Source organism: Mesorhizobium sp. P2_F8 (genome assembly GCF_056403655.1).
On sequence record NZ_JBFUFB010000001.1, the window covers coordinates 525,118 to 547,249 of the forward strand.

Below are 22,132 nucleotides of genomic sequence, written 5' to 3' on the forward strand. Positions count from 1 at the left end.
CGTGGCGGATCCGCGCCCCTCGCTGCCGCCGACAAGCCACCCTTGCACAGGCGGAGCCGCGTCCTTACGGTCGTCATGACCAACCAAGAGCAATTCCAGGAAAAGTGTGGACGGTTTCCGTCCGGAATTGCGTCAAAACAAAGAGATAGAGCGGTTCGACGTTTCCGTGAAACGGCGAACCACTCTAAGGAGCAACAATGCGTTTCGAAGGCACGGCGGCCTATGTCGCCGACAAGGATCTGATGGTGGCGGTCAACGCCGCGATCGCGCTGGAACGGCCCCTGCTGGTCAAGGGCGAGCCCGGCACCGGCAAGACCGAACTCGCCAGGCAAGTTGCGGCAGCCCTTGGCCTCGACCTGATAGAATGGCACGTCAAGTCGACCACCAGGGCGCAGCAGGGCCTGTACGAATACGATGCCGTGTCGCGGCTGCGCGACAGCCAGCTCGGCGACGAGCGCTTCAACGACATCAGGAACTACATCAAGCGCGGTAAGCTTTGGGAGGCGTTCTCGGCCGGCAAGAAGGTCGTGCTTCTGATCGACGAGATCGACAAGGCCGATATCGAGTTCCCCAACGATTTGCTGCAGGAACTCGATCGGATGGAGTTCTTCGTCTACGAGACCGGCGAGACCATTCGCGCCGCGGTCAGGCCGATCGTCATCATCACCTCCAACAACGAGAAGGAACTGCCGGACGCCTTCCTGCGCCGCTGCTTCTTCCACTACATCCGCTTTCCCGACGTCGAGACGCTGCACAAAATCGTCGACGTGCACTATCCCGGCATCAAGCAGAACCTTGTGCGCGCGGCGCTGACCCAGTTCTACGAGATCCGCGATGTGCCCGGCCTGAAGAAGAAGCCGTCGACCTCGGAAGCGCTCGACTGGATCCGCCTGCTGGTCGCCGACGACATCGCACCGGAAGACCTGCGCGCCGACCCGAAGAACGCATTGCCCAAGCTGCACGGCGCGCTTCTGAAGAACGAACAGGACGTGCATCTGTTCGAGCGGCTGGCCTTCATGGCGAGGCGGCAGGGCTAAGACTGTCCGTGCAGGTGTCCGCTACGAGCGAACCTCGCCAACAGTCTGAGCGGAACGCTGCCCCCTTTCCTCCTGCGGCGCGGCAGTCTTCACACCGAAGATGATGAAGCTGATGACGGCAAGGGCTAGAACGCCGATCCCGCTATAGAGCATGACCCAGCCAAAACCGTTGACCAGGGCTGCATGCGCGATGGCGCCGGATGGGTCGAGGGCCGTGAGCTTGGGCGAGTGCTGTGTCAGGCCGTCGAGGTTTCCGGTGGCGATCTTTTCCGCCAGCGTGCGCAATTCGCCGGGGTCGAAGGCCGTGCCAAATGCGTTCCGCAGATAAGAAACGATCCCCTGCGTCAACAGCAGGCCCAGCACCGCGATGTTGATGGCGAGCGTGATCAGGCGTGCGCTGATATCGATTCCCGAGGCCATGCCGGCACGATCCGGCGATACCGATCCGGTCGTGGTGTTGGTGGTCGGTGAATTGGTCAGGCCGATGCCAACGCCGGCGATCAGCGTACCGGGCAGCATCGTCACCCAATTGGCTCCCTCGAGCCCGGAGCCTATCCTCATCGAGATAAAACCGATCCCCAATGTCAACAGCCCGAGCGGGATCGCAATGCGGGCCTGATAGCGCGCGCGCAGGCGCTCGGCGGTCGAGGACATCAGCATCAGGGGAAGCGTGTAGACGAGCAGCAACAGGCCGGTCGTGGTGCTGTCATAGCCCAGAACGCCAGAAAAATAGATCGGCAGATAGATGATGAACGGCCAGTAGCTGAAATTCATGCCGATGCCGCCCATGATCGCGCCTGAAAATTGGCGGATGCGGAAGACGGAGAAGTCGAACATCGGATAGGGATTGACCCTTTCGGCAACAAGAAACCCGATGAAGGCCGCTATCGCCGCGACGATCACGCCGACACGGGCGCCGGACCCGAGATCGGCGCCTTGCGTGATCAGATAGGAAAAGCCGAACACCGCCAGCGAAAGCGTCAGGATGCCGGCCCGATCGAGCTTCTGGGCGTTGTGATCGCGTGATTCCGTGACACCGGCGACGATGAAGACCAGGGCGAGGATCGCGAGCGGCACATGGATGAGGAACACCCATTGCCAGCTCGAGAATGCGACGATCAATCCACCAATGGCGGGACCGAAACCCAACCCGATGCCCGAGACGACGCTCCAGGCAACGAAGGCCTTGCCACGTTCACCACCATCCTGAAATTGGTGCGACAGCACGGCCACGCTGCAGGTGAACATCGCTCCTCCGGCGAGCCCCTGCAAAAAACGCGCAATGATCAGGATTGGCGCGCTCGGTGCGAGGCCGCACAGCAGGGAGGCAAAGCCGAATGCGATGGTGGTGGTCACCATCACCCGTTTGCGGCCAAACCGGTCCGCCAGTGTCCCCGTCGCCATCAGCACCGTGGTGCAGGCGATGGTGTAGGCATTCATGATCCACTGCAGATCCTTGAAATCGGCGGCGAGCACGCTTTCCAGTTTCGGCAGGATCACCGGTACGCTCGAGATTTCGAGGCCAAACAGCAGCGAGGCAAGACAAGCGCCCGCAAGCGCAACGGTGTTTCGGTCGATTTGAAGCATAACAATCCCTTTCCATCGGAGCATTCGCAGGTGAGCCAAGGGCGGATGCTTCCAAACTGCGATGGAGGTGACATAGACGACGCTTGACCATGAAAAAAGACTATGCATCTCTATTTCAGAGATGACAAAAAGGAATGATCGAGATGGCAAGCCTTGATGTCGACGCCGTGCGGACCTTCGTCATGGTGGCCGATCTGCAGAGCTTCACCCGTGCGGCTGCCGCGCTGGGTAGCACCCAGGCGACGATCAGCGTCAAACTGCGCCGGCTCGAAGAAAAGCTCGGCGCGCGTCTGATCGAACGAACCCCGCGCCGCGTGCGGCTGTCGGCAAGGGGAGCGGTTTTTCTCCCGGCAGCCCGCGAATTCCTTGCCGCCCATGAACGCGCCATGGCGGAGTTTTCAGAGGCGCCGTGTCGCCTTGCTCTCGGCTTTGTCGACCACGTCGCGGGGCCCGAGCTTTCCATATTGATAGCCCAGCTTCATGCCCATGATCCGTCGCTTGCCCTCAACATCAGGATCGATACCAGCTCTTTGCTGCAGGAGGCTTTCGATAGGGGCGAACTCGATGCGGTGATCGTGCACCAGGAAGACGACAGTCGCCGGGGCGAAGCCTTGTCGCGCACCCATTATGGCTGGTTCGCGGCCCCTGCCTTCGAATGGCGGCCCGGGACGCCCTTGCGCCTCGCTCTTCTAAGCACCGTATGCAACTGCCCGGACCGTCTGAGAGCGGTCGAGGCGCTGGATAGAGCAGGCATTGCCTGGAGCGAGGCTTTCGTCGGCGGCGGCGGCGCGGCTGTCAACATCGCGGTATCGGCCGGCTTCGTCGTTTGCGCCCTCGCCCAACGTGTCGCTCCCCCTGGCTTGATCGAGGTGGGTCGTAAGCTCGGCCTGCCGCCCATTCCCTCTTCCGATATCGTCTTGCATTCGCGCGCCTTGGCGCCGCGGGCGCGAGAGGCGCTGCACATGCTCGCCACCGCTTTTCGCGAGTATGATTTGCCGGCGGGATAGGCAAGGATGTTCCCGATCGCGATTCTGTTGGTATGGATCGGGTTCCAGATTTCACGGGGATCGAAATGACCGAGATCACTATCCGGCCGCTTGCGCAGTCCGACCATGCCGACTGGCGGCGCCTGTGGACCGACTATCTGACCTTCTACGAGACCAAGCTGCCGGAAGAGGTCTACGCCGTTACCTGGAAGCGGTTGTTCACGGCAGGCGAGTTCGAACCGAAGGGTTTCATCGCCACGCTCGACGGCAAGGCTGTCGGCCTCACCCACTATCTCTACCACCGCTCCTGCTGGGCGGAGCAGAACAACTGCTATCTGCAGGACCTGTTCGCCGATCCGGACGTGCGCGGCAAGGGCATTGGTGCTGAGCTGATCAAGGCGGTGAAGCTGGAAGCCGCAAAAATCGGCGTCAAGAATGTCTACTGGATGACGCACGAGACCAACGCCACCGCGCGCAAGCTCTACGACTATGTGGCGCGCCGGACCGGCTTCATCGAGTATGATCTGCTGTAGATAGACGATGTTCATCCCTTTCTTCCTCGAACTGAAGGCAGCGCGTGTTCCCGTCTCGCTACGGGAATATCTGTCGCTGCTGGAGGGGCTGGAAGCCGGGTTGGTCGACTACGACGTCGAGGGTTTCTACTATCTGGCCCGCACCGCGCTGGTGAAGGACGAACGCCACATCGACCGCTTCGACCAGGTGTTTGCCCATGTCTTCAAGGGCGTTGAGGCGCTGGGTGGGCCGGACGCTGTCGATGTCGCCAATATTCCCGAAGAATGGCTGCGCCGGCTCGCAGAGAAGCACCTGACCGACGAAGAGAAAAAACTGGTCGAGGCGCTCGGCGGTTTCGAAAAGCTGATGGAGACCTTGAAGCAGCGGCTGGAGGAGCAGAAAGGCCGCCACCAGGGCGGCTCGAAATGGATCGGCACCGGCGGCACCTCGCCCTTCGGCGCCTATGGCTACAATCCCGAAGGCGTGCGCATCGGCCAGCACGACAGCCGCAACCGCCGCGCCGTCAAAGTCTGGGACAAACGCGAGTTCAGGAATTTCGATGATGCCGTCGAACTCGGCACCCGCAACATCAAGATCGCGCTGAAGCGCCTGCGCCGCTGGGTGCGCGAGGGTGCCGAGGAAGAGTTCGACCTGCCGGGCACCATTCACGCCACCGCTGAACACGGCTATCTCGACGTACAAACGCGGCCCGAACGGCGCAACGCGGTAAAGCTCTTGATGTTCTTCGATGTCGGCGGCTCGATGGACGACCACATCAAGAGCGTCGAAGAGCTGTTTTCGGCCGCCCGCGCCGAATTCCGGCAGCTCGAATATTTCTATTTTCACAACTGCCTCTATGAGGGTGTGTGGAAGGACAATCGCCGCAGGCATGCCGAGACGATCCCGACCTTCGACCTGATCCATAAATATGGGCCGGACTACAAGGTGATCGTCGTCGGTGACGCCTCGATGAGCCCTTACGAGATCGCCCTACCCGGCGGCTCGGTCGAACACTGGAACCCGGAGGCCGGGACCGTCTGGCTCGGCCGCCTGCTGCAGCAATGGCCCAAACGCGGTATGGCTGAACCCCGAGAACGAGAAGAACTGGGGCTATACCCATTCGATTGCCATGATCCGCGACATCTTCGGCGGCCGCATGTTCCCGCTGACGCTGGCCGGGCTCGAAGGCGCGACCAGGCAGCTTTCAAGGAAGCATTGAACAGACAGGAAAAACGATGACCTGCTTTCTCTGCCTGCAATGCGGCGTCCAGTTCGCGGCAACGGAGGCACCGCCGAACCGCTGCCCGATCTGCGAGGACGAGCGGCAATATGTGCGCTGGGAAGGCCAGGCCTGGATCACACCGGAAGAGCTCGCTGACGGACACCGGGTCGTGGTCAAGGACGACGCCGGCGTTCTCGCCTTCGGCATCGAGCCGCGCTTCGCCATCGGCCAGCGCGCGTTGCTGGCGCAGACGCCGCACGGCAATGTGCTGTGGGACTGCATCTCGATGGTCAGCGACGAGGCGGTGGCCGAGATCAACCGCCGCGGCGGCCTGACAGCGATAGCCATCTCGCACTGCCACTATTATTCGGTGATGGTCGAGTGGAGCGAGGCTTTTGGCGGTGTGCCGATCTTTCTCCACGCCGATGACCGCCAATGGATCATGCGGCCGCACAAGGCGATCGTCAGTTGGGAGGGCGAGACGTTGCCTATCAACCCTTCGCTGACACTTGTCCGCTGCGGTGGCCACTTTGCCGGCGGCCAGGTGCTCCATTGGGAACGCGATGGCGGCAACGCCCTGCTGTCCGGCGACATATTGCAGGTAACGCCGACGCGCCGCCATGTCAGCTTCATGTACAGCTATCCCAACTATATCCCGCTCAACGCAGCCGCCGTGCGCCGCATCGCGAAGGCATTGGAGCCGTTCCAGTTCAACCACATCTACGGCGCATGGTGGAACCAGAATGTGATTGGGGACGCAAAAGCGGCATTCGATATATCGGTCGCGCGCTATCTTGCAGCCATCGCGTGAAGGCACGATCGAAAATGCGGGCAAACCTCGTAACAAATGCCTATCTTGGTGCGAATATGAGGTTGCAATCAACAACGAGCCGGCAAGGCTGAGGAGATCAAATGGACACCCACACCTACCCCGTCACCCGCACCGACGCCGAATGGCGCGCTCGGCTGACGCCGGAGCAATATGCCGTCATGCGCGGCCATGGCACCGAGCGGCCGGGAAGCTGCGCTTTGCTCTACGAGAAGCGCGCCGGCACGTTTTCCTGCGTCGGCTGCGACCAGCCGCTGTTCGAGTCCAAGCTAAAGTTCGAGAGCGGCACCGGCTGGCCGAGCTTCAACGACCCGGTGCCGGGCTCGGTCGAGAACACCGTCGACCGCAGCTATGGCATGGTCCGCACCGAATGCCATTGCGCCCGCTGCGGCAGCCATCTCGGCCATGTCTTCGAGGACGGCCCGCCACCGACCGGCCTGCGCTATTGCATCAACGGCGTGGCGCTGAAATTCGAGCCAACGGCCTAACCCGATCGTCGGATGAATTGAAAGGGCGGCTGCGGCCGCCCTTTTTCATTACGCGATAGGTGCCCCGTATCCGCACTGTCAGACCACGACCGACAGGATCAGCCACAATGTGGCGCCGAGCGTCATCAGCGAGGCCTTGGCGCCGGTGGCCTTTTCCGTGGTTCGCCATACGGCAAAGGTCAGGAAGATGTTGTAGGGCACCGGCGCGAAATGCACCGCCAGAACCAGCGCGAGCGGCAGCTTCAGTCCGAGCAGGATGAGCGCGGCCACCGAAGATACGACATTGATCGCCGTGCCGACAAGGACGAGGTCGCGCCAGAACAGCCGATCGAGCGGCACCAGGCCTTGCCAGCGTGCGCGGAAGAAGCCCCGGCTGGCCGTGCCCCGGCTGGCCGTGTCGTTCTCGTCTTCGGGGAGCTTTGAAACATTCATCGGCGCAACCCTCGCTTCGGCGTCGGCAGGAACGTCAAACGCAACAAACTGTCAACACCAGGCGACGATGGACATCGTGACCTGACCAGAGGTCATCACACGGTCGCGAAACCTTTCTACGCCGCTTCTTTTCGATATACTTTTGCCAAGCGGCGACGTCCCGACGGAATTTGCCGCTCAATCATCCAGTCGCCTGCCAGGGAGGTCTTGAGATGAGCGACAATTTCTACAATGTGCTGTTTCTCTGCAACGCCAATTCGGCACGATCCATCATGGGGGAAGCCATCCTCAACCGGATCGGCGCCGGCAGGTTCAGGGCCTTTTCCGCCGGCTCTCAGCCGAAGGGCACGGTCAATCCCTACGCACTTCAACTGCTCGAAACCCTCAGCTTCGACACCGGCTTCGCCCGCTCGAAAAGCTGGGACGAATTCGCCGCGCCGGACGCACCGGAAATGAACTTCGTCTTCACCGTCTGCGACAGCACCGCGAACGAAGCCTGTCCCATATGGCCCGGCCATCCAATGACGGCACTTTGGGCGATACCGGACCCGGCCAAGGCCCACGGCACCGACGCCGAGGTGCACCTCGCCTTCGCCGATGCCTTTCGCATGCTCAGCAATCGCATTTCGCTGTTCGTCAATCTGCCGGTGGGCACGCTCGACCATATGACCCTGCAGCACCATCTGGATGAGATCGGCCGCGATACGGCGAAGGCGAGCTGATCGCAAAACGCTCGTCGCATCGCCGGCCGGGCAGGCGCGAATTTCACGCTCAGGCTTGGTCGCCGTCCACCAGAACCTCTGTGACCGCGCGCTCGATGCGCGAGGCCTCCGTCACCAACCAGTCCGCCATCGCCGGCCAGTTGTCCTCGGCAAAGCGATTCACCCGCCACATCGAATTGATGCCGAGCCCCTGGCAAGTCTGTTCGGGCCTGAGCTTCAACTTGCCTTCGATCGCCGGCTGGAACGGCTTCAACCGCGCCCACGCTCCCGTGGCACCGAACTTCTCGTTGCGCCCAAAGAAGACGCCGACATGGTTCTGCGCCGGCGCGACATACATGGAAAGGACCAATGCGAAGTCGGGCAGCCCGCGCTGCCAGAACCAGGGTCCGCGCCTCGCCAACAGAGCCTTTTCCTCCGGATGCCGTTCCTCGAACAGCGTCCAGAAACCGCGCTGGCGGAATTCAGAGGCGCGGCGGGCGCCGAAGTCGAATTCGCTCATGGTTCGAACCGTATCTCCGGCAACCGCATGGGGCGCCGGGCCGGTTAGTCTTACACCATGCCGAGCGCGGCCTTGTACAGGTCGAGGATGGTTTCCTCCTCCTGCCGCTCTGCCTGGTCCTTCTTGCGCAGCCGGATGATCGTGCGCATCGCCTTGGTGTCGAAGCCGGTGCCCTTGGCTTCGGCGAACACTTCCTTGATGTCGTCGGAGATGGTCTTCTTCTCTTCCTCGAGCCGCTCGATGCGCTCGATGAAGGCACGCAGCTGGCCGGCGGCAACAGTCTGGCTGGTCTCGGTGATATCGTCGGCCATGTTTTCTCCACATCGTTTCTGCGCCGCGACTCGGGGGACTACGGCGGCAAATTTGAGCCGGTTCGATGCCCGACCGGCGGCGGCGGGTCAAGCTGTTATCGAACAAGCCACAGGGGCATGATCCCGAAAAGTGGGTACCGGTTTTCCCTGGAGTTCATGCCCCAACACAGAGATGGAGCCCAAACTCGATTCCATCGGGATGGAACACGCTCCAGGCTGCCGACAGACGCCGACAGCCTGCCCGTTCTTTGCCATCTCTCAATTGAAGGCGATCAACAGATCCTTGGCATCGATCTGGTCTCCGGCCTTGACCAGCACCTCGGCGACCGTGCCGTCGCGCTCGGCGTGCAACGCCGTCTCCATCTTCATCGCCTCGATGGAAAGCAGCACGTCACCGGCCTTCACGGCCTGGCCCGCGGCAACCGAAAGCGCCGAGACGACGCCAGGCATCGGCGCGCCGACATGCGCCTCGTTGCCCGGCTCGGCCTTGCGGCGGGCCTTGGCGGCGGACGCGCCATGCGCCCTGTCGGGCACCTTGACGCGGCGCGGCTGGCCGTTGAGCTCGAAGAACACGGTGACCATGCCCTTGTCGTCGACATCGCCGATGGCCAGACAGCGCACCACCAGCGTCTTGCCCTTCTCGATGTCGACGAAGATCTCGTCCTCGGGCTTCATGCCGTAGAAATAGGTCGGCGTCGGCAGGACGCTGACCGGGCCGTAGGTCTCCTGCGCGCCGGCGAAGTCGGAAAACACCTTCGGATACATCAGCCAAGAGGCGAATTCGAACTCCGAGAGCTTGCGCTCGAGCTTCTCCTCGATCTCCTTGCGGCTGGCCTTGAGATCGGCCGGCTTGAGCAGCGAGCCCGGCCGCACCGTGATCGGCTTGTCGCCCTTCAGCGCCTTCTTCTGCAGCGCTGCCGGCCAACCGCCGGGCGACTGGCCGAGATCGCCGCGCAGCATCGAGACGACCGAATCCGGAAAGGCGATATCCCTGGCCGGGTTTTCGACATCGGCGACGGTCAGGTCCTGGCTGACCATCATCAATGCCATGTCGCCGACGACCTTGGACGACGGCGTCACCTTGACGATGTCGCCGAACATCAGGTTGACGTCGTGATAGGTCTGCGCCACCTCGTGCCAGCGTGTCTCGAGCCCGAGCGAGCGCGCTTGTTCCTTGAGATTGGTGAATTGTCCGCCCGGCATTTCATGCAGGTAGACTTCCGAGGCCGGTCCCTTGAGGTCGCTTTCGAAGGCGGCGTACTGGTTGCGCACCGCCTCCCAGTAGAACGAGATCTTGCGGATCCATTGCGGATCGAGGCCCGGGTCGCGCTCGGTGCCCTTCAGCGCCTCGACGATCGAGCCAAGGCAAGGCTGCGATGTGTTCCCGGAGAAGGCATCCATCGCCGCGTCGATGGCGTCGACGCCGCTCTCCACCGCAGCCAGCACCGTCGCTGCGGAGAGGCCCGACGTGTCGTGGGTGTGGAAATGGATCGGCAGGTCGGTCGCCTCGCGCAGCGCCTTGAACAGCACGCCTGCGGCGGAAGGCTTCAACAGGCCGGCCATGTCCTTGACGGCGATGATGTGGGCGCCCGCGGCCTGCAATTCGCCCGCAAGGCCGACATAGTATTTGAGATCGTATTTGGCTCGCGCCGGGTCGAGTATGTCGCCGGTGTAGCACATCGCCGCTTCGATCAGCTTGCCTTCGGCGCCGACCGCGTCCATGGCGACGCGCATGTTCTCGACCCAGTTCAGGCAGTCGAACACCCGGAACAGGTCGATGCCGCCGCTGGCCGCCTGCTTGACGAAATGCTGCACGACATTGTCGGGATAATTGGTGTAGCCGACACCATTGGCGCCGCGCAGCAGCATCTGCAGCAACAGATTGGGCGCTGCCTCGCGCACCAGCGACAGCCGCTCCCATGGATCCTCGGTGAGGAAGCGCATGGCGACGTCGAAGGTGGCGCCGCCCCAGCATTCGAGCGACAGAAGCTGCGGCAGGGCGCGCGCATAGGTGCCGGCGATGCCGGCAATGTCATGCGTGCGCACACGCGTGGCCAGCAGCGACTGATGGCCGTCGCGCATCGTCGTGTCGGTGACCAGCACCTCCTTTTGGTCGCGCATCCAGGCGGCGAATTTCTCCGGTCCGAGCACGTCGAGCTTCTGTTTGCTGCCGCCCGGCACATTGCCGTTGAGGTAAGGCACGATGGGTGCGGCCGCGTCGGCCTTCGGCTGCGGCCGCCCGCGCGCCTCGGGATGGCCGTTGACCGACACGTCGGCGAGATAGTTGATGAGTTTGGTGGCACGGTCCTGGCGCTTCACCTGCTGGAACAGTTCCGGCGTCGTGTCGATGAACTTGGTCGTGTAGGAATTATCGGCGAAGCTCGGGTGGTTGATGATCGCTTCGAGGAAGGTGAGGTTGGTGGCGACGCCGCGGATGCGGAACTCGCGCAAGGCCCGGTTCATGCGGGCGATGGTCTCGGCCGGCGTCGGCGCCCAGGCCGTCACCTTCTCCAGCAGCGGATCGTAGAAGCGGGTGATGACCGCGCCGGAATAGGCGGTGCCGCCGTCGAGGCGGATGCCGAAGCCGGTGGCGCCACGATAGGCGGTGATGCGGCCGTAGTCGGGAATGAAATTGTGCTCGGGGTCTTCGGTGGTTATGCGGCACTGCAAGGCATGGCCGTTCAGCCGGATGTCCTTCTGCGCCGGCACGCCCGATTCCGGCGTGCCTATGGCGAAGCCGTCGAGGATGTGGATCTGCGCCTTGACGATGTCGATGCCGGTCACCTGTTCGGTGACGGTGTGCTCGACCTGGATGCGCGGATTGACCTCGATGAAATAGAACTTGGCGGTATCGGCATCCTGCAGGAACTCGACCGTGCCGGCACCGATATAGCTGGTCTCGCGCGCAATCTTCAGCGCGTAACCGCAAAGCTCCTCGCGTTGCGACATCTCGAGATAGGGCGCTGGCGCCCGCTCGACGACCTTCTGGTTGCGGCGCTGGATCGAGCAGTCGCGCTCGAACAGGTGCACGGCATTGCCATGCGTGTCGCCCAGCACCTGCACCTCGACATGGCGGGCGCGCTCGATCAGCTTTTCGAGATAGACCTCGTCCTTGCCGAAGGCGGCTTTCGCCTCGCGCTTGCCTTCCATGACCTCGCGGGCAAGATCGGCCTCGGAACGGATGGCGCGCATGCCGCGCCCGCCGCCGCCCCACGATGCCTTCAGCATCACCGGATAGCCAATCTCCTTGGCCAGTTTCTTGACCGCCTCAATGTCGTCCGGCAACGGATCGGTGGCGGGGATCACCGGCACGCCGACCTCGATCGCAAGATTGCGCGCGGCAACCTTGTTGCCGAGCCGGCGCATCGTGTCCGGCTTCGGGCCGATGAAGGTGATGCCGGCGACCGCGCAGGCTTCGGCGAATTCGGGACTTTCCGACAAAAGCCCGTAGCCGGGATGGATGGCATCGGCGCCCGAAAGCCTGGCGACGCGGATCACCTCCTCGATCGACAGGTAGCTTTCGATCGGTCCCATGTCGCGGGTCAGGTGCGGTCCGCGCCCGACCTGGTAGCTCTCGTCGGCCTTGAAGCGATGCAGCGAGTACTTGTCCTCCTCGGCCCAGATCGCCACGGTTTTGAGACCAAGTTCGTTGGCCGCGCGAAAGACGCGAATGGCGATTTCGGATCGGTTGGCGACGAGGATCTTCGTAATGGCCAAGGACGAACTCCGGACATTGTCGGGGACGAAACTGGCGTCATGATTAGCGCGAAAATGCTGCAGTGCAAACAAAATTGACGCTGAATTAAATCGATTGAAACGGAATCTTTGCGCCAAAGTCGGTCGCATTCGGTCGAACGCGCAAGAAAGCCCCGGTGCTGCCATTCAAGGCTTGATCTTTTTCCGGCTAAAGGCCGGCTTTATCGGCTTGCCGGATCGTCCGGAAGGGAGCGGGGGCTCAAACGAAAAATGCCCGGCGCAAAGCGCCGGGCATTCTGTAGAGATCGAGGCCGACAGGCTTACATCTTCTGGATGTAGGTGTACTTGCCGTCGTCGCCCTTCTTCCATTCGTACATGACGTAGCCGGGCAGCGTCGGGTCGCCCTTGGCGTCATAGGACAAGTCGCCGAGCACGGTCTTGAACGGGCCATTCGCATGCAGCGCCTTGGCAACTTCCTGCGGGTCGTTCGACTTGGCGGCTGCTGCCGCTTCCGAAAGCGCCTGCACGGCAGCGTATGCGTAGAGCGTGTAGGCTTCCGGCTCGAAGCCCTGCGCACGGAACTTCTCGACGAGTTCCTTGTTCGCGGGGATCAGGCGCGGATCCGGGCCGAAGGTGTTGAGCGTGCCCGCAACCGCGTCGCCCGCGATCGAAGCCAGCTCGTTCGACACGATGCCGTCACCGGAAACCAGCGTCGCCTTGAGGCCCTGGTCGGCCGCCTGGCGGATGATCAGGCCGGCTTCGGTGTGCAGACCGCCCCAATAGATGATGGAGACGCCGGCTTCCTTCATCTTGGCGATTAGTGCCGAGAAGTCCTTGTCGCCGACGTTGATGCCTTCATACATGACTTCCGTCACGCCCTTGGCGTTCATCGCCTTCTTGGTTTCGTCGGCAAGGCCCTGACCGTAGGTGGTCTTGTCGTGCACGACGGCGATCTTGGCGTCCTTGAAGTTCGCGGCGAGATAAGCGCCGGCGATGCTACCCTGCTGGTCATCGCGTCCGCAGGTGCGGAACACGTTCCACAGGCCGCGCTCGGTGAACTGCGGGTTGGTTGCAGCCGGAGTGATCTCGACGATGTTGTTTTCCGCATAGACTTCGGATGCCGGGATCGAGACGCCCGAGTTGAAGTGGCCGACCACGAACTTGACGCCGTCGCCGACGAACTTGTTGGCGACCGAGATGCCCTGCTTCGGATCGGAGACGTCGTCGCCAACCTCGAGCTTGATCTGCTCGCCATTGATGCCGCCCTTGGCATTGATGTCGGCGACAGCCGCTTCCGCACCCTTCTGAAGCTGTGCGCCGAAGGCTGCGTTCGGACCGGTGATCGGACCGGCAACGCCGATCAGTACATCAGCCCACGCGCTGCCGCCGAACGCGACGAGCGCGGTCAGGGCGACGGCGGACAAAAGTGATTTTTTCATTTAAACGCTCCCATTTACGGAGTGGGCGTGGATGAAGCTTTCATGCGATGCCCACCCTTATCGCAGAAAGCATAGTTTGCCGATTTTCAGGCACTTGTCACGCCGATTCATCCCCGAAGCGGCGTTAATGATGAACCTCAGCCTTTCGGCTTCCAGCTCAAGATTGAAGCTCTTTCGTAGAGCCAATTATACTGCGTCACCATCTGGTTTGTTCGTGTGTATTGATAGCCGACGAAGCCAAGGATCATCAGCACGATGGTGTCGACGATATAGTAGTGCAGCGAGAACATCGTGCCGCCGAACAGCGCGTGATGGATGAAGCGGATGCCGATGCCGAGGCCCAGCATATAGACGAACAGATGGATGAAGCTGCGCCATGTCTGGGCGCTGGCCTTGCCCGTCATCCAGGCCGCCCAGCCGCCGAGCAGGCAGGTGACGAAGAAGAACTGCCAGATCGACGGCTCCTCATAAAGAATGCCCTGCATGGTGAAGTCTCCCTAGCATGATCCCGAAAAGTTGCAGACTTTTCGGACAAGGATCATGCGACAAACAAACAACTTGGAGCGGAATATCGGATGCACACGTTCCGCTCCAAACTCAGTGGTGTCCGCCTTCGAGATAGGCAGCGCGCACTTCCGGATTGGCGAGCAGTTCCTTGCCGGTGCCGCTCATCGTCACATTGCCGTTGACCATGACGTAGCCGCGCGTGGCGAGCTTGAGCGCGCCGAAGGCATTCTGCTCGACCAGGAACACGGTCAGCCCCTGGGTGCGGTTCAGTTCGCGGATGGCGTCGAAGATCTGCTTGACGATCAGCGGCGCCAGGCCCAGCGACGGTTCGTCGAGCAACAACAGCTTCGGCCGCGCCATCAGCGCACGTCCGATCGACAGCATCTGCTGCTCGCCGCCCGACAGCGTGCCGCCGCGCTGGGCGATGCGCTCCTTGAGCCGCGGGAACAACGTGAACACCTTCTCGACGTCCTCGTCATAGTGCTTGAGGTTGTCGAGGCTGGCGCCCATTTGCAGGTTTTCCATCACCGTCATGCGCGGGAAGATGCGCCGGCCTTCGGGCGATTGGGCGATGCGCATGCGCGCGATCTCGTGCGTCGGCATCTGGGTGATGTCGGTGCCGGCAAAGGTGATGGTGCCGGCGCGCGCACGAGGCGCGCCGAAGATGGTCATCATCAGCGTCGACTTGCCAGCGCCGTTGGCGCCGATCAGCGCCACGATCTCACCCTGGTTGACGGTGACATCGACACCGTTCAGCGCCCGGATGTTGCCGTAGTAGGTCTGCACGCCCTTGATATCGAGCAGCGTTGTCCCGGCCATCACTTGCCCCCTCCGCGCTTGCCCGCCACAGGCTTGGCGGCGGCAGTCTTTCCGGAAGCCGCGTTTGCGGTCTTCCCGGAAGCATGGCTGGTCGCCACCTTGCCCGCGTCGACGCGGCGCGAGAATTCCGTGTCCTTGCCCTGGCCGAGCAGCTTGGCCTGCTTGACCCATTCCTCACGCGCGATGCGACCATCGAAGGCAAGATAGGCCTCGGCGGCCTCGACGTCGGCCTTCTTCCAGGCGCCGATCTGGTCGAAGTGGAAGATACCGTGCTCGTTGAGCTTCTTCTCGTTGACCGTGCCGATGCCCTTGATGCGGGTCAGATTGTCGGCCTTGCCGCCGCGCGGTGCCGCCAGCCGGTTGGAGATTTCCCCAACCTTCGCCGCAGGAGCCTTCGCCGCTGGCGTCTTGGCTGCCGGCTTTGCCGGTGCGGGCGCCGCGGTCGACTTCACTGCCGCCCCAGTTGCCGCCTTTGATGCTGATTTCGGAGCAGGCTTTGCCTTCGGAGCAGGCTTCGCCGCCGGTACGGCGGCCAGCGAGGCCCCCTTGTTTGCCGCTGCGAGCGATCTTGCGTCGACCTGCGCCGCCTTGGAGGCGCCTTTCGACACGGTGACCCGCTCGCCCTCGCTATGGCCGACCGTGTCGGTCACCGGCCCGGCGAGATACGAGGACGATGTCCCCGGACCGTGCGCGGCATCAGGCCCCGTATCGAGCTGTTCGATGACGTCTTCGTCGCCGACTTCGGTGAGGACCGCCTCGACTTCCTCGTCGTCGACGCCGAGATAGGCGGCGATGACGCGCGGATCGGTACGCACCGATTGCGGATTGCCGTCCGAGATCTTGCGGCCATACTCCAGCACCACGACGTGGTCGGATATCTGCATGACCACCGACATGTCATGCTCGATCAAAAGGATCGAGGTGCCTGACGTGTTCTTGATGTCGATCAGCAGTTCGTTAAGCGACGCCGATTCCTTCGGATTGAGGCCGGCCGCCGGCTCGTCCAGGCACAGAAGCTCTGGACCGGTGCACATGGCGCGGGCGATCTCGAGGCGCCGCTGCGCGCCGTATGGCAGGTCACCGGCCGGATCGTCGGCACGGTCGACGAGATCGGCCTTCTCCAGCCAGTGCCTGGCCAGTTCGACCGATTCGGCCGAGGCCTTGCGATAGCCGCTGAAGCCGAACAGGCCAAGCACCGTATAGCCCGAGGCCTTCATCAGCTTGTTGTGCTGGGCAACCAAAAGGTTCTCCAGCAGCGTCATGCCCGAGAACAGGCGGATGTTCTGGAAGGTGCGCGCCACCTTGGCGCGCGCCGGGATCTCGTGGTTGGGCAGACGTTCGAGCAAATAGCTCGAGCCGTCGTTACGGTTGAGCGTGATCATGCCTTCCGACGGCTTGTAGAAGCCGGTGATGCAGTTGAACACCGTGGTCTTGCCGGCACCGTTGGGTCCGATCAGCGCGGTGATCTCGCCACGCTTGGCGGTGAAGGACAGGTCGCCGATGGCGACCAGGCCGCCGAACTTCATCGACAGGTGCTCGACCTGCAGGATGGCCTCGTTCATGGGTGTGCTCGCATTCATCAGCCGTGGCCCTCCTTGGTGAAGGAACTGGAGACAGCCCTTCGCTCCTTGAGGAAGGCGGTCGGTTCGCGACTGCCGACGAAGCCGCGCGGCTTCCACAGCATGACGATGACCATAGCCATGCCGAAAAGAAGCATGCGGTAGAGTTCGGGGGTGAAGTCCGGCCCGAATATCTGCTTGAGGAAGTCGAGTTCGCGCAGCGCCTCGGTGCCGCCGATCATCACCATTGCGGCAACCGCTATGCCGACAAGCGAGCCCATGCCGCCGAGCACGACGATGGCCAGGATGATGGCCGATTCCAGGAAAACGAAGGATTCCGGGCTGACGAAGCCTTGCCGCGCGGCGAAGAACGAGCCGGCGAAGCCGCCGAACATGGCCCCGGTGGCAAAGGCCGTAAGCTTGGTCGTCGTCGTGTTGATGCCCAGGGACCGGCAGGCGATCTCGTCCTCGCGCAGCGCTTCCCACGCACGGCCGACCGGTAGGCGGCGCAGCCTGATGGTGACGAAGGCGGTGAGCAGGCACAGGCCCAGGATCAGATAATAAAGGAAGATCTTATAGTAGGCACCTGACTGAGCGATGTGCAGCACCTTGGCTATGTAGTTCGAATCCGACACGTTGAACGACATCAGGCCGAAGAAGCTGACCTTGGGAATGCCGGAAATGCCGGCCGACCCGTTGGTGACCTCGCGCCAGTTGATTAGCACCAGGCGGATGATCTCGCCGAAGGCCAGCGTCACGATAGCCAGATAGTCGCCACGCAGGCGCAGCACCGGGAAGCCGAGCAGCACGCCCCAGAGGGCGGCCATGGCGCCAGCGGCTGGCAGCAGGATCCAGAATGACAGGCCGTATTCGGTGGCGAGCAGCGCATACGCATAGGCGCCAAGTGCATAAAAGGCGACGTAGCCGAGGTCGAGCAGGCCGGCGAGGCCAACAACGATGTTCAGGCCCCAGGCCAGCATCACGTAGATCAGGATCTGGATGCCGAAATTGTCGACCCATTTCAGCGAGCCCTGCAGCCCTCCGACAATCGACCAGGCGTTCAGCGACAAAACCGTGACCACGAGGATCGGGTACAGCACAAGCGCGGCAATGCCGAGCTTGGTGAAGTTGGCGTGGATGAAGGCCCTGAAATAGTAGATCACGCTGGCCAGCACATAGATGATAGCCAGGGCGCGCAGGAATTGCAGATAGCCGGCCGGTTCTGCTCCAACCCATCCGGCGAGCGAGTTGTTAAAAACGAACAGCAGCACCGCCGCGATGACGGCCGCGATGAACCACGGCACCTGGAAGAAGCGCGACGCCACGCTGCCCGGCAACAGGCCGGTGGCAACGTCGGCGATCTTCTGGTTGGCCATGAAGGGCTGGCCATAGGCGACATAGAGGAAGCGTCCGACAGCCGTGGCGACCACCACGCCGGCAAGCAAGCCCCAGCGCGTGGTGACGACCAGTTCATTAGAGATGTTCTGGCCGGTCTTCAGGCCAATGAACAGCACGAACAGGCCGAGCGAAATGGCGCCGGCATAGAAGCCTTCCTTAAGGCCGCGTTGGACAGGGCTGGCGACGACGTCGCTTTCCGGAGATACGGTAACCGCCATGATCTCAGACCTTTTCGACTTCTGGCCGGCCCAGAATGCCGGAAGGCAGGAAGATCAGCACGATCGCCAGGATCGAGAACGCGGCGACGTCCTTGTAGTCGATCGAGAAATACGCCGACCACATGCTTTCGATGAAGCCGATCATCAGCCCGCCGAGCACCGCGCCCGGCAGCGAACCGATGCCGCCCAGCACCGCCGCCGTGAACGCTTTGACACCCGGCGTGAAGCCGTCCGAGAAGGCGATGACGCCGTAATACATCAGGAACAAGGTGCCAGCGACTGCGGCGAGCGCCGCACCCATGATGAAGGTGATCGAGATCGTGCGGTCGACGTCGATGCCGAGCAGTGCGGCCATCTTGCGGTCCTGCTCGCACGCTCTTTGCGCTCGACCCAGCGATGTCCTGTTGACAAGGTACCAGAACAGCGCCAGGAGCGCCGCCGTGACGAGCACGATGATGATCTGCTTCAGCGACACGCTGATGCCGTTGATGTTGTAGACCTGGCTGACCATCGGCGGGATCGGCTTGTTGCGCGGTCCTTGCGTCACCTGGACGAAGTTCGACAGCGCGATCGACATGCCGATCGCGGTGATCAGCGGCGCCAGCCGGAACGAACCGCGCAGCGGCCGGTAGGCCACCTTCTCGATCGTCCAGTTGTAGAGGCTGGTGAGCAGCATCGCCACGATCATCATGACCAGCAGCGCGATGACGACGGGCACCGAATAGAACAGTGCACCGAGGACGAGGAAGACGATCAGCGCCGTGAAGGCGCCCACCATGAAGATGTCGCCATGGGCGAAGTTGATCATGCCGATGATGCCGTAGACCATCGTGTAGCCGATCGCGATCAGCCCATAGATCGATCCCAGCGTCAGCCCGTTGATAAGCTGCTGGACAAAGTACTGCATGTGTACGTGGCTCCCCTGGAATGTCGCCCATGCAGACGCATTCCTTTTCGTATTTCCCCTAGTCGTAAAGTTTCGAGCCCGGATTGCAACGTCATTTTTCAACCGTCATGCGTGTTTTGCCGGCACGCCGTTCGATTGCCCGTTTTTCCCATCCGGCCCCTTGGACTATCGCGGACCCTACCATTGGCATAACGCAATGTCTTTGACGATTCGACCACATCATGCGCCCCATTTCGAAGAAACCACCGTCAAAACTAGGTGATGAGAGGAATCGTTGCGTTCCTGACACGATCCGTTTTTCGTTCCGTTGCTTTCCCCTGGGTTAGGATTCCCCTTAGCTGACCACAAAACTATGCGCGAACCGGATCGTGGTCGTCGATGAAGCTTGTGTTCATCCGGTCATCGGCGACCGGCCGCCGATCGAGGCAACGATGGCTCCTCGGGACTCAGTAGGCGGATCCGCCATTCTCGCTCAGGACATGCCGCTCGGTGCCATCAAGCGGAGGATTGAAGACGCTGACCAGGATCATGTCGCCGGCGGCATCGGCACGCAGATAATGATCGTCATGTTCATCGAGCACATAGATCGTGCCTGGCTCGATACGATGCACTCCACCGGACATGTCTTCGACCTCGCCGGCACCGGCGATGCAGTAGCAGGCCTCGAAATGCCGTCGATAGTGGAGGCGCGATTCGCTGCCTGCACGCACAACGGTACGGCAGACGGTGAACCCCATGCCGTCCCTTTGTGTCAGCAGGCGGTGGCTGGTGCCATTGCCCCAATCCACGAAGAAGTCAGATTTTTCTACATCAGCCAATTGTCTGGTGAACATGATCGTTTTCCCTGCATATCGTCAAAAGCCTGGAATCTTCGTTGCATCTGAGCTTGCTCCGAAGTCCGATTGCAGAAATGCCGCAAGACATGCGCGCCTTCAAATGATTGCTTCTCACCCGATATGTTAGTAAATTTTACATATGGACTACATCCCGCTGAACGCCGTCCGTGCTTTCGAGGCCGCTGCGCGCCATCTCAGTTTCTCCGCTGCCGCAGTGGAGCTGCACGTCACTCACCCGGCCATCAGTCACCAGATAAGGCGACTGGAGGAGTGGTTGGGCGTGACGCTCTTCCACCGGGAGGCGCGCAAAGTACGGCTGACGGATGCCGGGGTTATCCTGCAGGCCTCGGCAAGCGGGGCACTTGCCGAACTCGGCGCTACATGCCGGCGTATCAGGCGCAATGCGGCCGTGGCGACCGTATCGGTAGGCTGCATACCTTCCATTGCCAGCCGTTGGCTCGTGCCCCGCCTGCCGGACTTCACCGCCAGCCATCCCGATATCGGCATGCGGGTGGCTTATGCCCGGGCAGAGGAAAGGCTCGGCGATGGTGAGAACGACGTGCTGATCACGCTTGGGGCTGATTCCACTCCTGGCGTCACCAGCCTCAAGCTGTTTTCACGCCTGAACCGACCGGTGTGCAGCCCCTACTATTTCGCCGGCAAGGACCATCTGCGAACAGCCGAGGGAATAGCGGGCGCGGACCTGCTGCATGACGAGACACGTCACGGCTGGCGCGAGTGGTTCTCCGAGGCCGGACTGCCCAATGTCGACATTGGCAATGGACCCGTCTTCGCCGACTTCAACATTCTGGCGACGGCGGTGATCGCCGGCCACGGCGTAGCGCTTTGTCCCGTGGACGTCTTTCGGGACGAACTGAAGCGGGGCGATCTGATTGTTCTGTCACAGCTCGCTACCAACCGCGACAAGGGCTACTTCCTGACGATGTCGGTGGATGCCTCGCCCGCCGCGTTTACCTTCGCCGATTGGTTTCGCCGGGAGGTCTCGGTCGATACCGAGGCGGATCGGCCTTAGGTCCTTGCATGTCGTTCGCCTAAGCCGGCGCCCCCTTTTGGCGACATGCAAATCCTGTCGATATCACTTGACGACGAAGCCATGCGCGAACGGATCGCGGTCGTCGATGAAGATGGTGTTCAAGCCGGTCATCCGCGCCCAGCCGCCGATCGAGGGAATGATGGCCGGTTTGCCGGCAACAGTGACGTCCTTTTCGACCTTGCCCTTGAACAGCGAGCCGATGATCGATTCATGGACGAAGCTGTCGCCGGCCTTGAGTTTGCCCTTGGCATGAAGCTGCGCCATGCGCGCCGAGGTGCCGGTGCCGCACGGTGAGCGATCGATCGCCTTGTCGCCATAGAAGACGGCATTGCGGGCGTCCGCGCCCTCCACGGTCGGCTTGCCGGTCCACAGCATGTGCGACAGCCGGTCGATGCCCGGGTTCTCCGGATGCACGAAGGAATATTTTTCGTTGAGCCGCTGCCGCACCACCGGACTCCAGGCGATGAAGTCGCCGGCCGAATAGTCTGCCATGTCGCGATAGTTCTTCTGTGGCTCGACGATGGCGTAGAAATTGCCGCCATAGGCGACATCGACGGTGATTTCGCCGAGCTGCGGACACTCGACCGTCAAGCCCTCGGCATGGAGGAAGGACGGCACGTTGGTGATGCGCACCTCCTCGACATAGTCGCCGACCTGTTTGTACTCGGCGATGACCAGGCCGGCCGGCGTGTCGAGCCTCAGCACGCCAGGCGTCTTCGGCTTGATCAACCCGTGCTCGATCGCCATCGTCACCGTGCCGATGGTGCCATGGCCGCACATCGGCAGGCAGCCCGAGGTTTCGATGAACAGGATGGCGATGTCGCAATCCTGGCGCGTCGGCGGATAGAGGATCGAGCCGGACATCACGTCATGGCCGCGCGGTTCGAACATCAGCCCGGTGCGGATCCAGTCGTACTCGGCGAGGAAGTGCGCGCGCCGCTCCATCATCGTCGACCCCTGCAGCAGCGGGCCGCCGCCGGCGACCAGCCGCACCGGATTGCCGCAGGTGTGGCCGTCTATGCAGAAGAAGGATTTCTTGGCCATGACGCTCCTCGAAAAATCAAAACCCGAAA

At 62.1% G+C, this 22,132-nt stretch carries 20 protein-coding genes and 1 pseudogene; 8 read left to right on the top strand and 13 right to left on the bottom strand.

Translation table 11 applies throughout. The features are described 5' to 3' along the window. Nucleotides 1-197 precede the first annotated feature (197 nt). On the top strand, nt 198-1,037 hold the full coding sequence (locus AC1DZP_RS02550; RefSeq protein ID WP_477227669.1) for an AAA family ATPase: 840 nt from the start codon (nt 198-200) through the stop codon (nt 1,035-1,037). Nucleotides 1,038-1,058: 21 nt separating this feature from the next. On the opposite strand, the gene AC1DZP_RS02555 is transcribed toward AC1DZP_RS02550, so the two are convergent. Further along, nucleotides 1,059-2,624, bottom strand: a complete 1,566-nt coding sequence (locus tag AC1DZP_RS02555) for an MFS transporter (protein ID WP_477300023.1) — start codon at nt 2,622-2,624, stop codon at nt 1,059-1,061. 143 nt (nt 2,625-2,767) lie between these two features. On the opposite strand from AC1DZP_RS02555, the gene AC1DZP_RS02560 reads away from it, so the two are divergent. From AC1DZP_RS02560 to msrB, 5 genes and pseudogenes are all read left to right on the top strand, one after another. Beyond that, nucleotides 2,768-3,631 (top strand): LysR family transcriptional regulator, encoded by an 864-nt coding sequence (locus AC1DZP_RS02560; protein WP_095084433.1) that lies wholly within the window; start codon nt 2,768-2,770, stop codon nt 3,629-3,631. Between the two features lie 65 nt (nt 3,632-3,696). Further along, nucleotides 3,697-4,143 (top strand): N-acetyltransferase family protein, encoded by a 447-nt coding sequence (locus AC1DZP_RS02565; RefSeq protein WP_477300024.1) that lies wholly within the window; start codon nt 3,697-3,699, stop codon nt 4,141-4,143. 7 nt (nt 4,144-4,150) lie between these two features. Next, nucleotides 4,151-5,342 (top strand): annotated as a pseudogene (locus AC1DZP_RS02570) (vWA domain-containing protein). A 16-nt stretch (nt 5,343-5,358) separates the two neighbouring features. Then, nucleotides 5,359-6,156, top strand: coding sequence for an MBL fold metallo-hydrolase (locus tag AC1DZP_RS02575; protein WP_477300025.1), 798 nt, complete (start codon nt 5,359-5,361; stop codon nt 6,154-6,156). 101 nt (nt 6,157-6,257) lie between these two features. Then, the gene (msrB, locus tag AC1DZP_RS02580; RefSeq protein ID WP_023688927.1) at nt 6,258-6,662 is read left to right on the top strand and encodes a peptide-methionine (R)-S-oxide reductase MsrB; all 405 of its coding nucleotides are present in this window, start codon (nt 6,258-6,260) and stop codon (nt 6,660-6,662) included. A gap of 78 nt (nt 6,663-6,740) precedes the next feature. Here the strand turns inward: msrB and AC1DZP_RS02585 are convergent, their stop codons facing one another. After that, complete coding sequence (locus AC1DZP_RS02585; RefSeq protein WP_477300026.1) at nt 6,741-7,094, bottom strand: hypothetical protein; 354 nt, start codon at nt 7,092-7,094, stop codon at nt 6,741-6,743. Between the two features lie 212 nt (nt 7,095-7,306). Here AC1DZP_RS02585 and AC1DZP_RS02590 point away from each other — a divergent pair, with 212 nt between their 5' ends. Beyond that, nucleotides 7,307-7,816: an arsenate reductase ArsC gene (locus AC1DZP_RS02590; RefSeq protein WP_477300027.1), complete on the top strand. Its 510-nt coding sequence runs from the start codon at nt 7,307-7,309 to the stop codon at nt 7,814-7,816. 49 nt (nt 7,817-7,865) lie between these two features. On the opposite strand, the gene AC1DZP_RS02595 is transcribed toward AC1DZP_RS02590, so the two are convergent. From AC1DZP_RS02595 to AC1DZP_RS02640, 10 genes are all read right to left on the bottom strand, one after another. Next, a complete protein-coding gene (locus AC1DZP_RS02595) occupies nt 7,866-8,315 on the bottom strand; it encodes a hypothetical protein (RefSeq protein WP_477300028.1) in 450 nt (149 codons plus the stop codon). 50 nt (nt 8,316-8,365) lie between these two features. Beyond that, nucleotides 8,366-8,626 (bottom strand): DUF2312 domain-containing protein, encoded by a 261-nt coding sequence (locus tag AC1DZP_RS02600; RefSeq protein WP_027027312.1) that lies wholly within the window; start codon nt 8,624-8,626, stop codon nt 8,366-8,368. 258 nt (nt 8,627-8,884) lie between these two features. Further along, entirely contained in the window at nt 8,885-12,343 is a 3,459-nt protein-coding gene (pyc, locus tag AC1DZP_RS02605; protein WP_477300029.1) for a pyruvate carboxylase, read from the bottom strand. A gap of 299 nt (nt 12,344-12,642) precedes the next feature. Further along, nucleotides 12,643-13,761 (bottom strand): branched-chain amino acid ABC transporter substrate-binding protein, encoded by a 1,119-nt coding sequence (locus AC1DZP_RS02610; protein WP_095084216.1) that lies wholly within the window; start codon nt 13,759-13,761, stop codon nt 12,643-12,645. Nucleotides 13,762-13,898: 137 nt separating this feature from the next. Further along, complete coding sequence (locus AC1DZP_RS02615; protein WP_095084215.1) at nt 13,899-14,246, bottom strand: DUF6867 family protein; 348 nt, start codon at nt 14,244-14,246, stop codon at nt 13,899-13,901. A gap of 112 nt (nt 14,247-14,358) precedes the next feature. Beyond that, nucleotides 14,359-15,087, bottom strand: coding sequence for an ABC transporter ATP-binding protein (locus AC1DZP_RS02620; protein WP_184872396.1), 729 nt, complete (start codon nt 15,085-15,087; stop codon nt 14,359-14,361). Further along, nucleotides 15,087-16,667 carry an ATP-binding cassette domain-containing protein gene (locus AC1DZP_RS02625; RefSeq protein ID WP_477300030.1) on the bottom strand — a complete coding sequence of 527 codons (1,581 nt, stop codon included), beginning with the start codon at nt 16,665-16,667 and terminating at the stop codon, nt 15,087-15,089. Before AC1DZP_RS02625 ends, AC1DZP_RS02620 begins: the two co-directional genes overlap by 1 nt. Then, nucleotides 16,667-18,262 carry a high-affinity branched-chain amino acid ABC transporter permease LivM gene (livM, locus tag AC1DZP_RS02630; RefSeq protein ID WP_457154768.1) on the bottom strand — a complete coding sequence of 532 codons (1,596 nt, stop codon included), beginning with the start codon at nt 18,260-18,262 and terminating at the stop codon, nt 16,667-16,669. Before livM ends, AC1DZP_RS02625 begins: the two co-directional genes overlap by 1 nt. Nucleotides 18,263-18,266: 4 nt before the next feature. Beyond that, nucleotides 18,267-19,169 carry a branched-chain amino acid ABC transporter permease gene (locus tag AC1DZP_RS02635; protein WP_095084211.1) on the bottom strand — a complete coding sequence of 301 codons (903 nt, stop codon included), beginning with the start codon at nt 19,167-19,169 and terminating at the stop codon, nt 18,267-18,269. 446 nt (nt 19,170-19,615) lie between these two features. After that, nucleotides 19,616-20,002: an ectoine synthase gene (locus tag AC1DZP_RS02640; RefSeq protein ID WP_477300031.1), complete on the bottom strand. Its 387-nt coding sequence runs from the start codon at nt 20,000-20,002 to the stop codon at nt 19,616-19,618. A 142-nt stretch (nt 20,003-20,144) separates the two neighbouring features. Between AC1DZP_RS02640 and AC1DZP_RS02645 the strand changes: the two genes are divergently transcribed. After that, nucleotides 20,145-21,038, top strand: a complete 894-nt coding sequence (locus AC1DZP_RS02645; RefSeq protein ID WP_477300032.1) for a LysR substrate-binding domain-containing protein — start codon at nt 20,145-20,147, stop codon at nt 21,036-21,038. Nucleotides 21,039-21,101: 63 nt separating this feature from the next. On the opposite strand, the gene AC1DZP_RS02650 is transcribed toward AC1DZP_RS02645, so the two are convergent. Then, nucleotides 21,102-22,103 carry a 4-hydroxyproline epimerase gene (locus AC1DZP_RS02650; RefSeq protein WP_477300033.1) on the bottom strand — a complete coding sequence of 334 codons (1,002 nt, stop codon included), beginning with the start codon at nt 22,101-22,103 and terminating at the stop codon, nt 21,102-21,104. Between the last annotated feature and the right edge of the window lie 29 nt (nt 22,104-22,132).

Bases quoted from the DNA above. Each gene is read 5' to 3' on its own strand.
- AC1DZP_RS02585 (WP_477300026.1), bottom strand. From the start codon at position 7,094: ATGAATGTTTCAAAGCTCCCCGAAGACGAGAACGACACGGCCAGCCGG.
- AC1DZP_RS02565 (WP_477300024.1), top strand. From the start codon at position 3,697: ATGACCGAGATCACTATCCGGCCGCTTGCGCAGTCCGACCATGCCGAC.
- AC1DZP_RS02615 (WP_095084215.1), bottom strand. From the start codon at position 14,246: ATGCAGGGCATTCTTTATGAGGAGCCGTCGATCTGGCAGTTCTTCTTC.
- AC1DZP_RS02620 (WP_184872396.1), bottom strand. From the start codon at position 15,087: ATGGCCGGGACAACGCTGCTCGATATCAAGGGCGTGCAGACCTACTAC.
- AC1DZP_RS02560 (WP_095084433.1), top strand. From the start codon at position 2,768: ATGGCAAGCCTTGATGTCGACGCCGTGCGGACCTTCGTCATGGTGGCC.
- AC1DZP_RS02590 (WP_477300027.1), top strand. From the start codon at position 7,307: ATGAGCGACAATTTCTACAATGTGCTGTTTCTCTGCAACGCCAATTCG.
- AC1DZP_RS02555 (WP_477300023.1), bottom strand. From the start codon at position 2,624: ATGCTTCAAATCGACCGAAACACCGTTGCGCTTGCGGGCGCTTGTCTT.
- msrB (WP_023688927.1), top strand. From the start codon at position 6,258: ATGGACACCCACACCTACCCCGTCACCCGCACCGACGCCGAATGGCGC.
- AC1DZP_RS02600 (WP_027027312.1), bottom strand. From the start codon at position 8,626: ATGGCCGACGATATCACCGAGACCAGCCAGACTGTTGCCGCCGGCCAG.
- AC1DZP_RS02625 (WP_477300030.1), bottom strand. From the start codon at position 16,667: ATGAATGCGAGCACACCCATGAACGAGGCCATCCTGCAGGTCGAGCAC.
- AC1DZP_RS02595 (WP_477300028.1), bottom strand. From the start codon at position 8,315: ATGAGCGAATTCGACTTCGGCGCCCGCCGCGCCTCTGAATTCCGCCAG.
- AC1DZP_RS02575 (WP_477300025.1), top strand. From the start codon at position 5,359: ATGACCTGCTTTCTCTGCCTGCAATGCGGCGTCCAGTTCGCGGCAACG.
- AC1DZP_RS02635 (WP_095084211.1), bottom strand. From the start codon at position 19,169: ATGCAGTACTTTGTCCAGCAGCTTATCAACGGGCTGACGCTGGGATCG.
- AC1DZP_RS02640 (WP_477300031.1), bottom strand. From the start codon at position 20,002: ATGTTCACCAGACAATTGGCTGATGTAGAAAAATCTGACTTCTTCGTG.
- AC1DZP_RS02550 (WP_477227669.1), top strand. From the start codon at position 198: ATGCGTTTCGAAGGCACGGCGGCCTATGTCGCCGACAAGGATCTGATG.
- AC1DZP_RS02650 (WP_477300033.1), bottom strand. From the start codon at position 22,103: ATGGCCAAGAAATCCTTCTTCTGCATAGACGGCCACACCTGCGGCAAT.
- AC1DZP_RS02610 (WP_095084216.1), bottom strand. From the start codon at position 13,761: ATGAAAAAATCACTTTTGTCCGCCGTCGCCCTGACCGCGCTCGTCGCG.
- livM (WP_457154768.1), bottom strand. From the start codon at position 18,262: ATGGCGGTTACCGTATCTCCGGAAAGCGACGTCGTCGCCAGCCCTGTC.
- AC1DZP_RS02645 (WP_477300032.1), top strand. From the start codon at position 20,145: ATGGACTACATCCCGCTGAACGCCGTCCGTGCTTTCGAGGCCGCTGCG.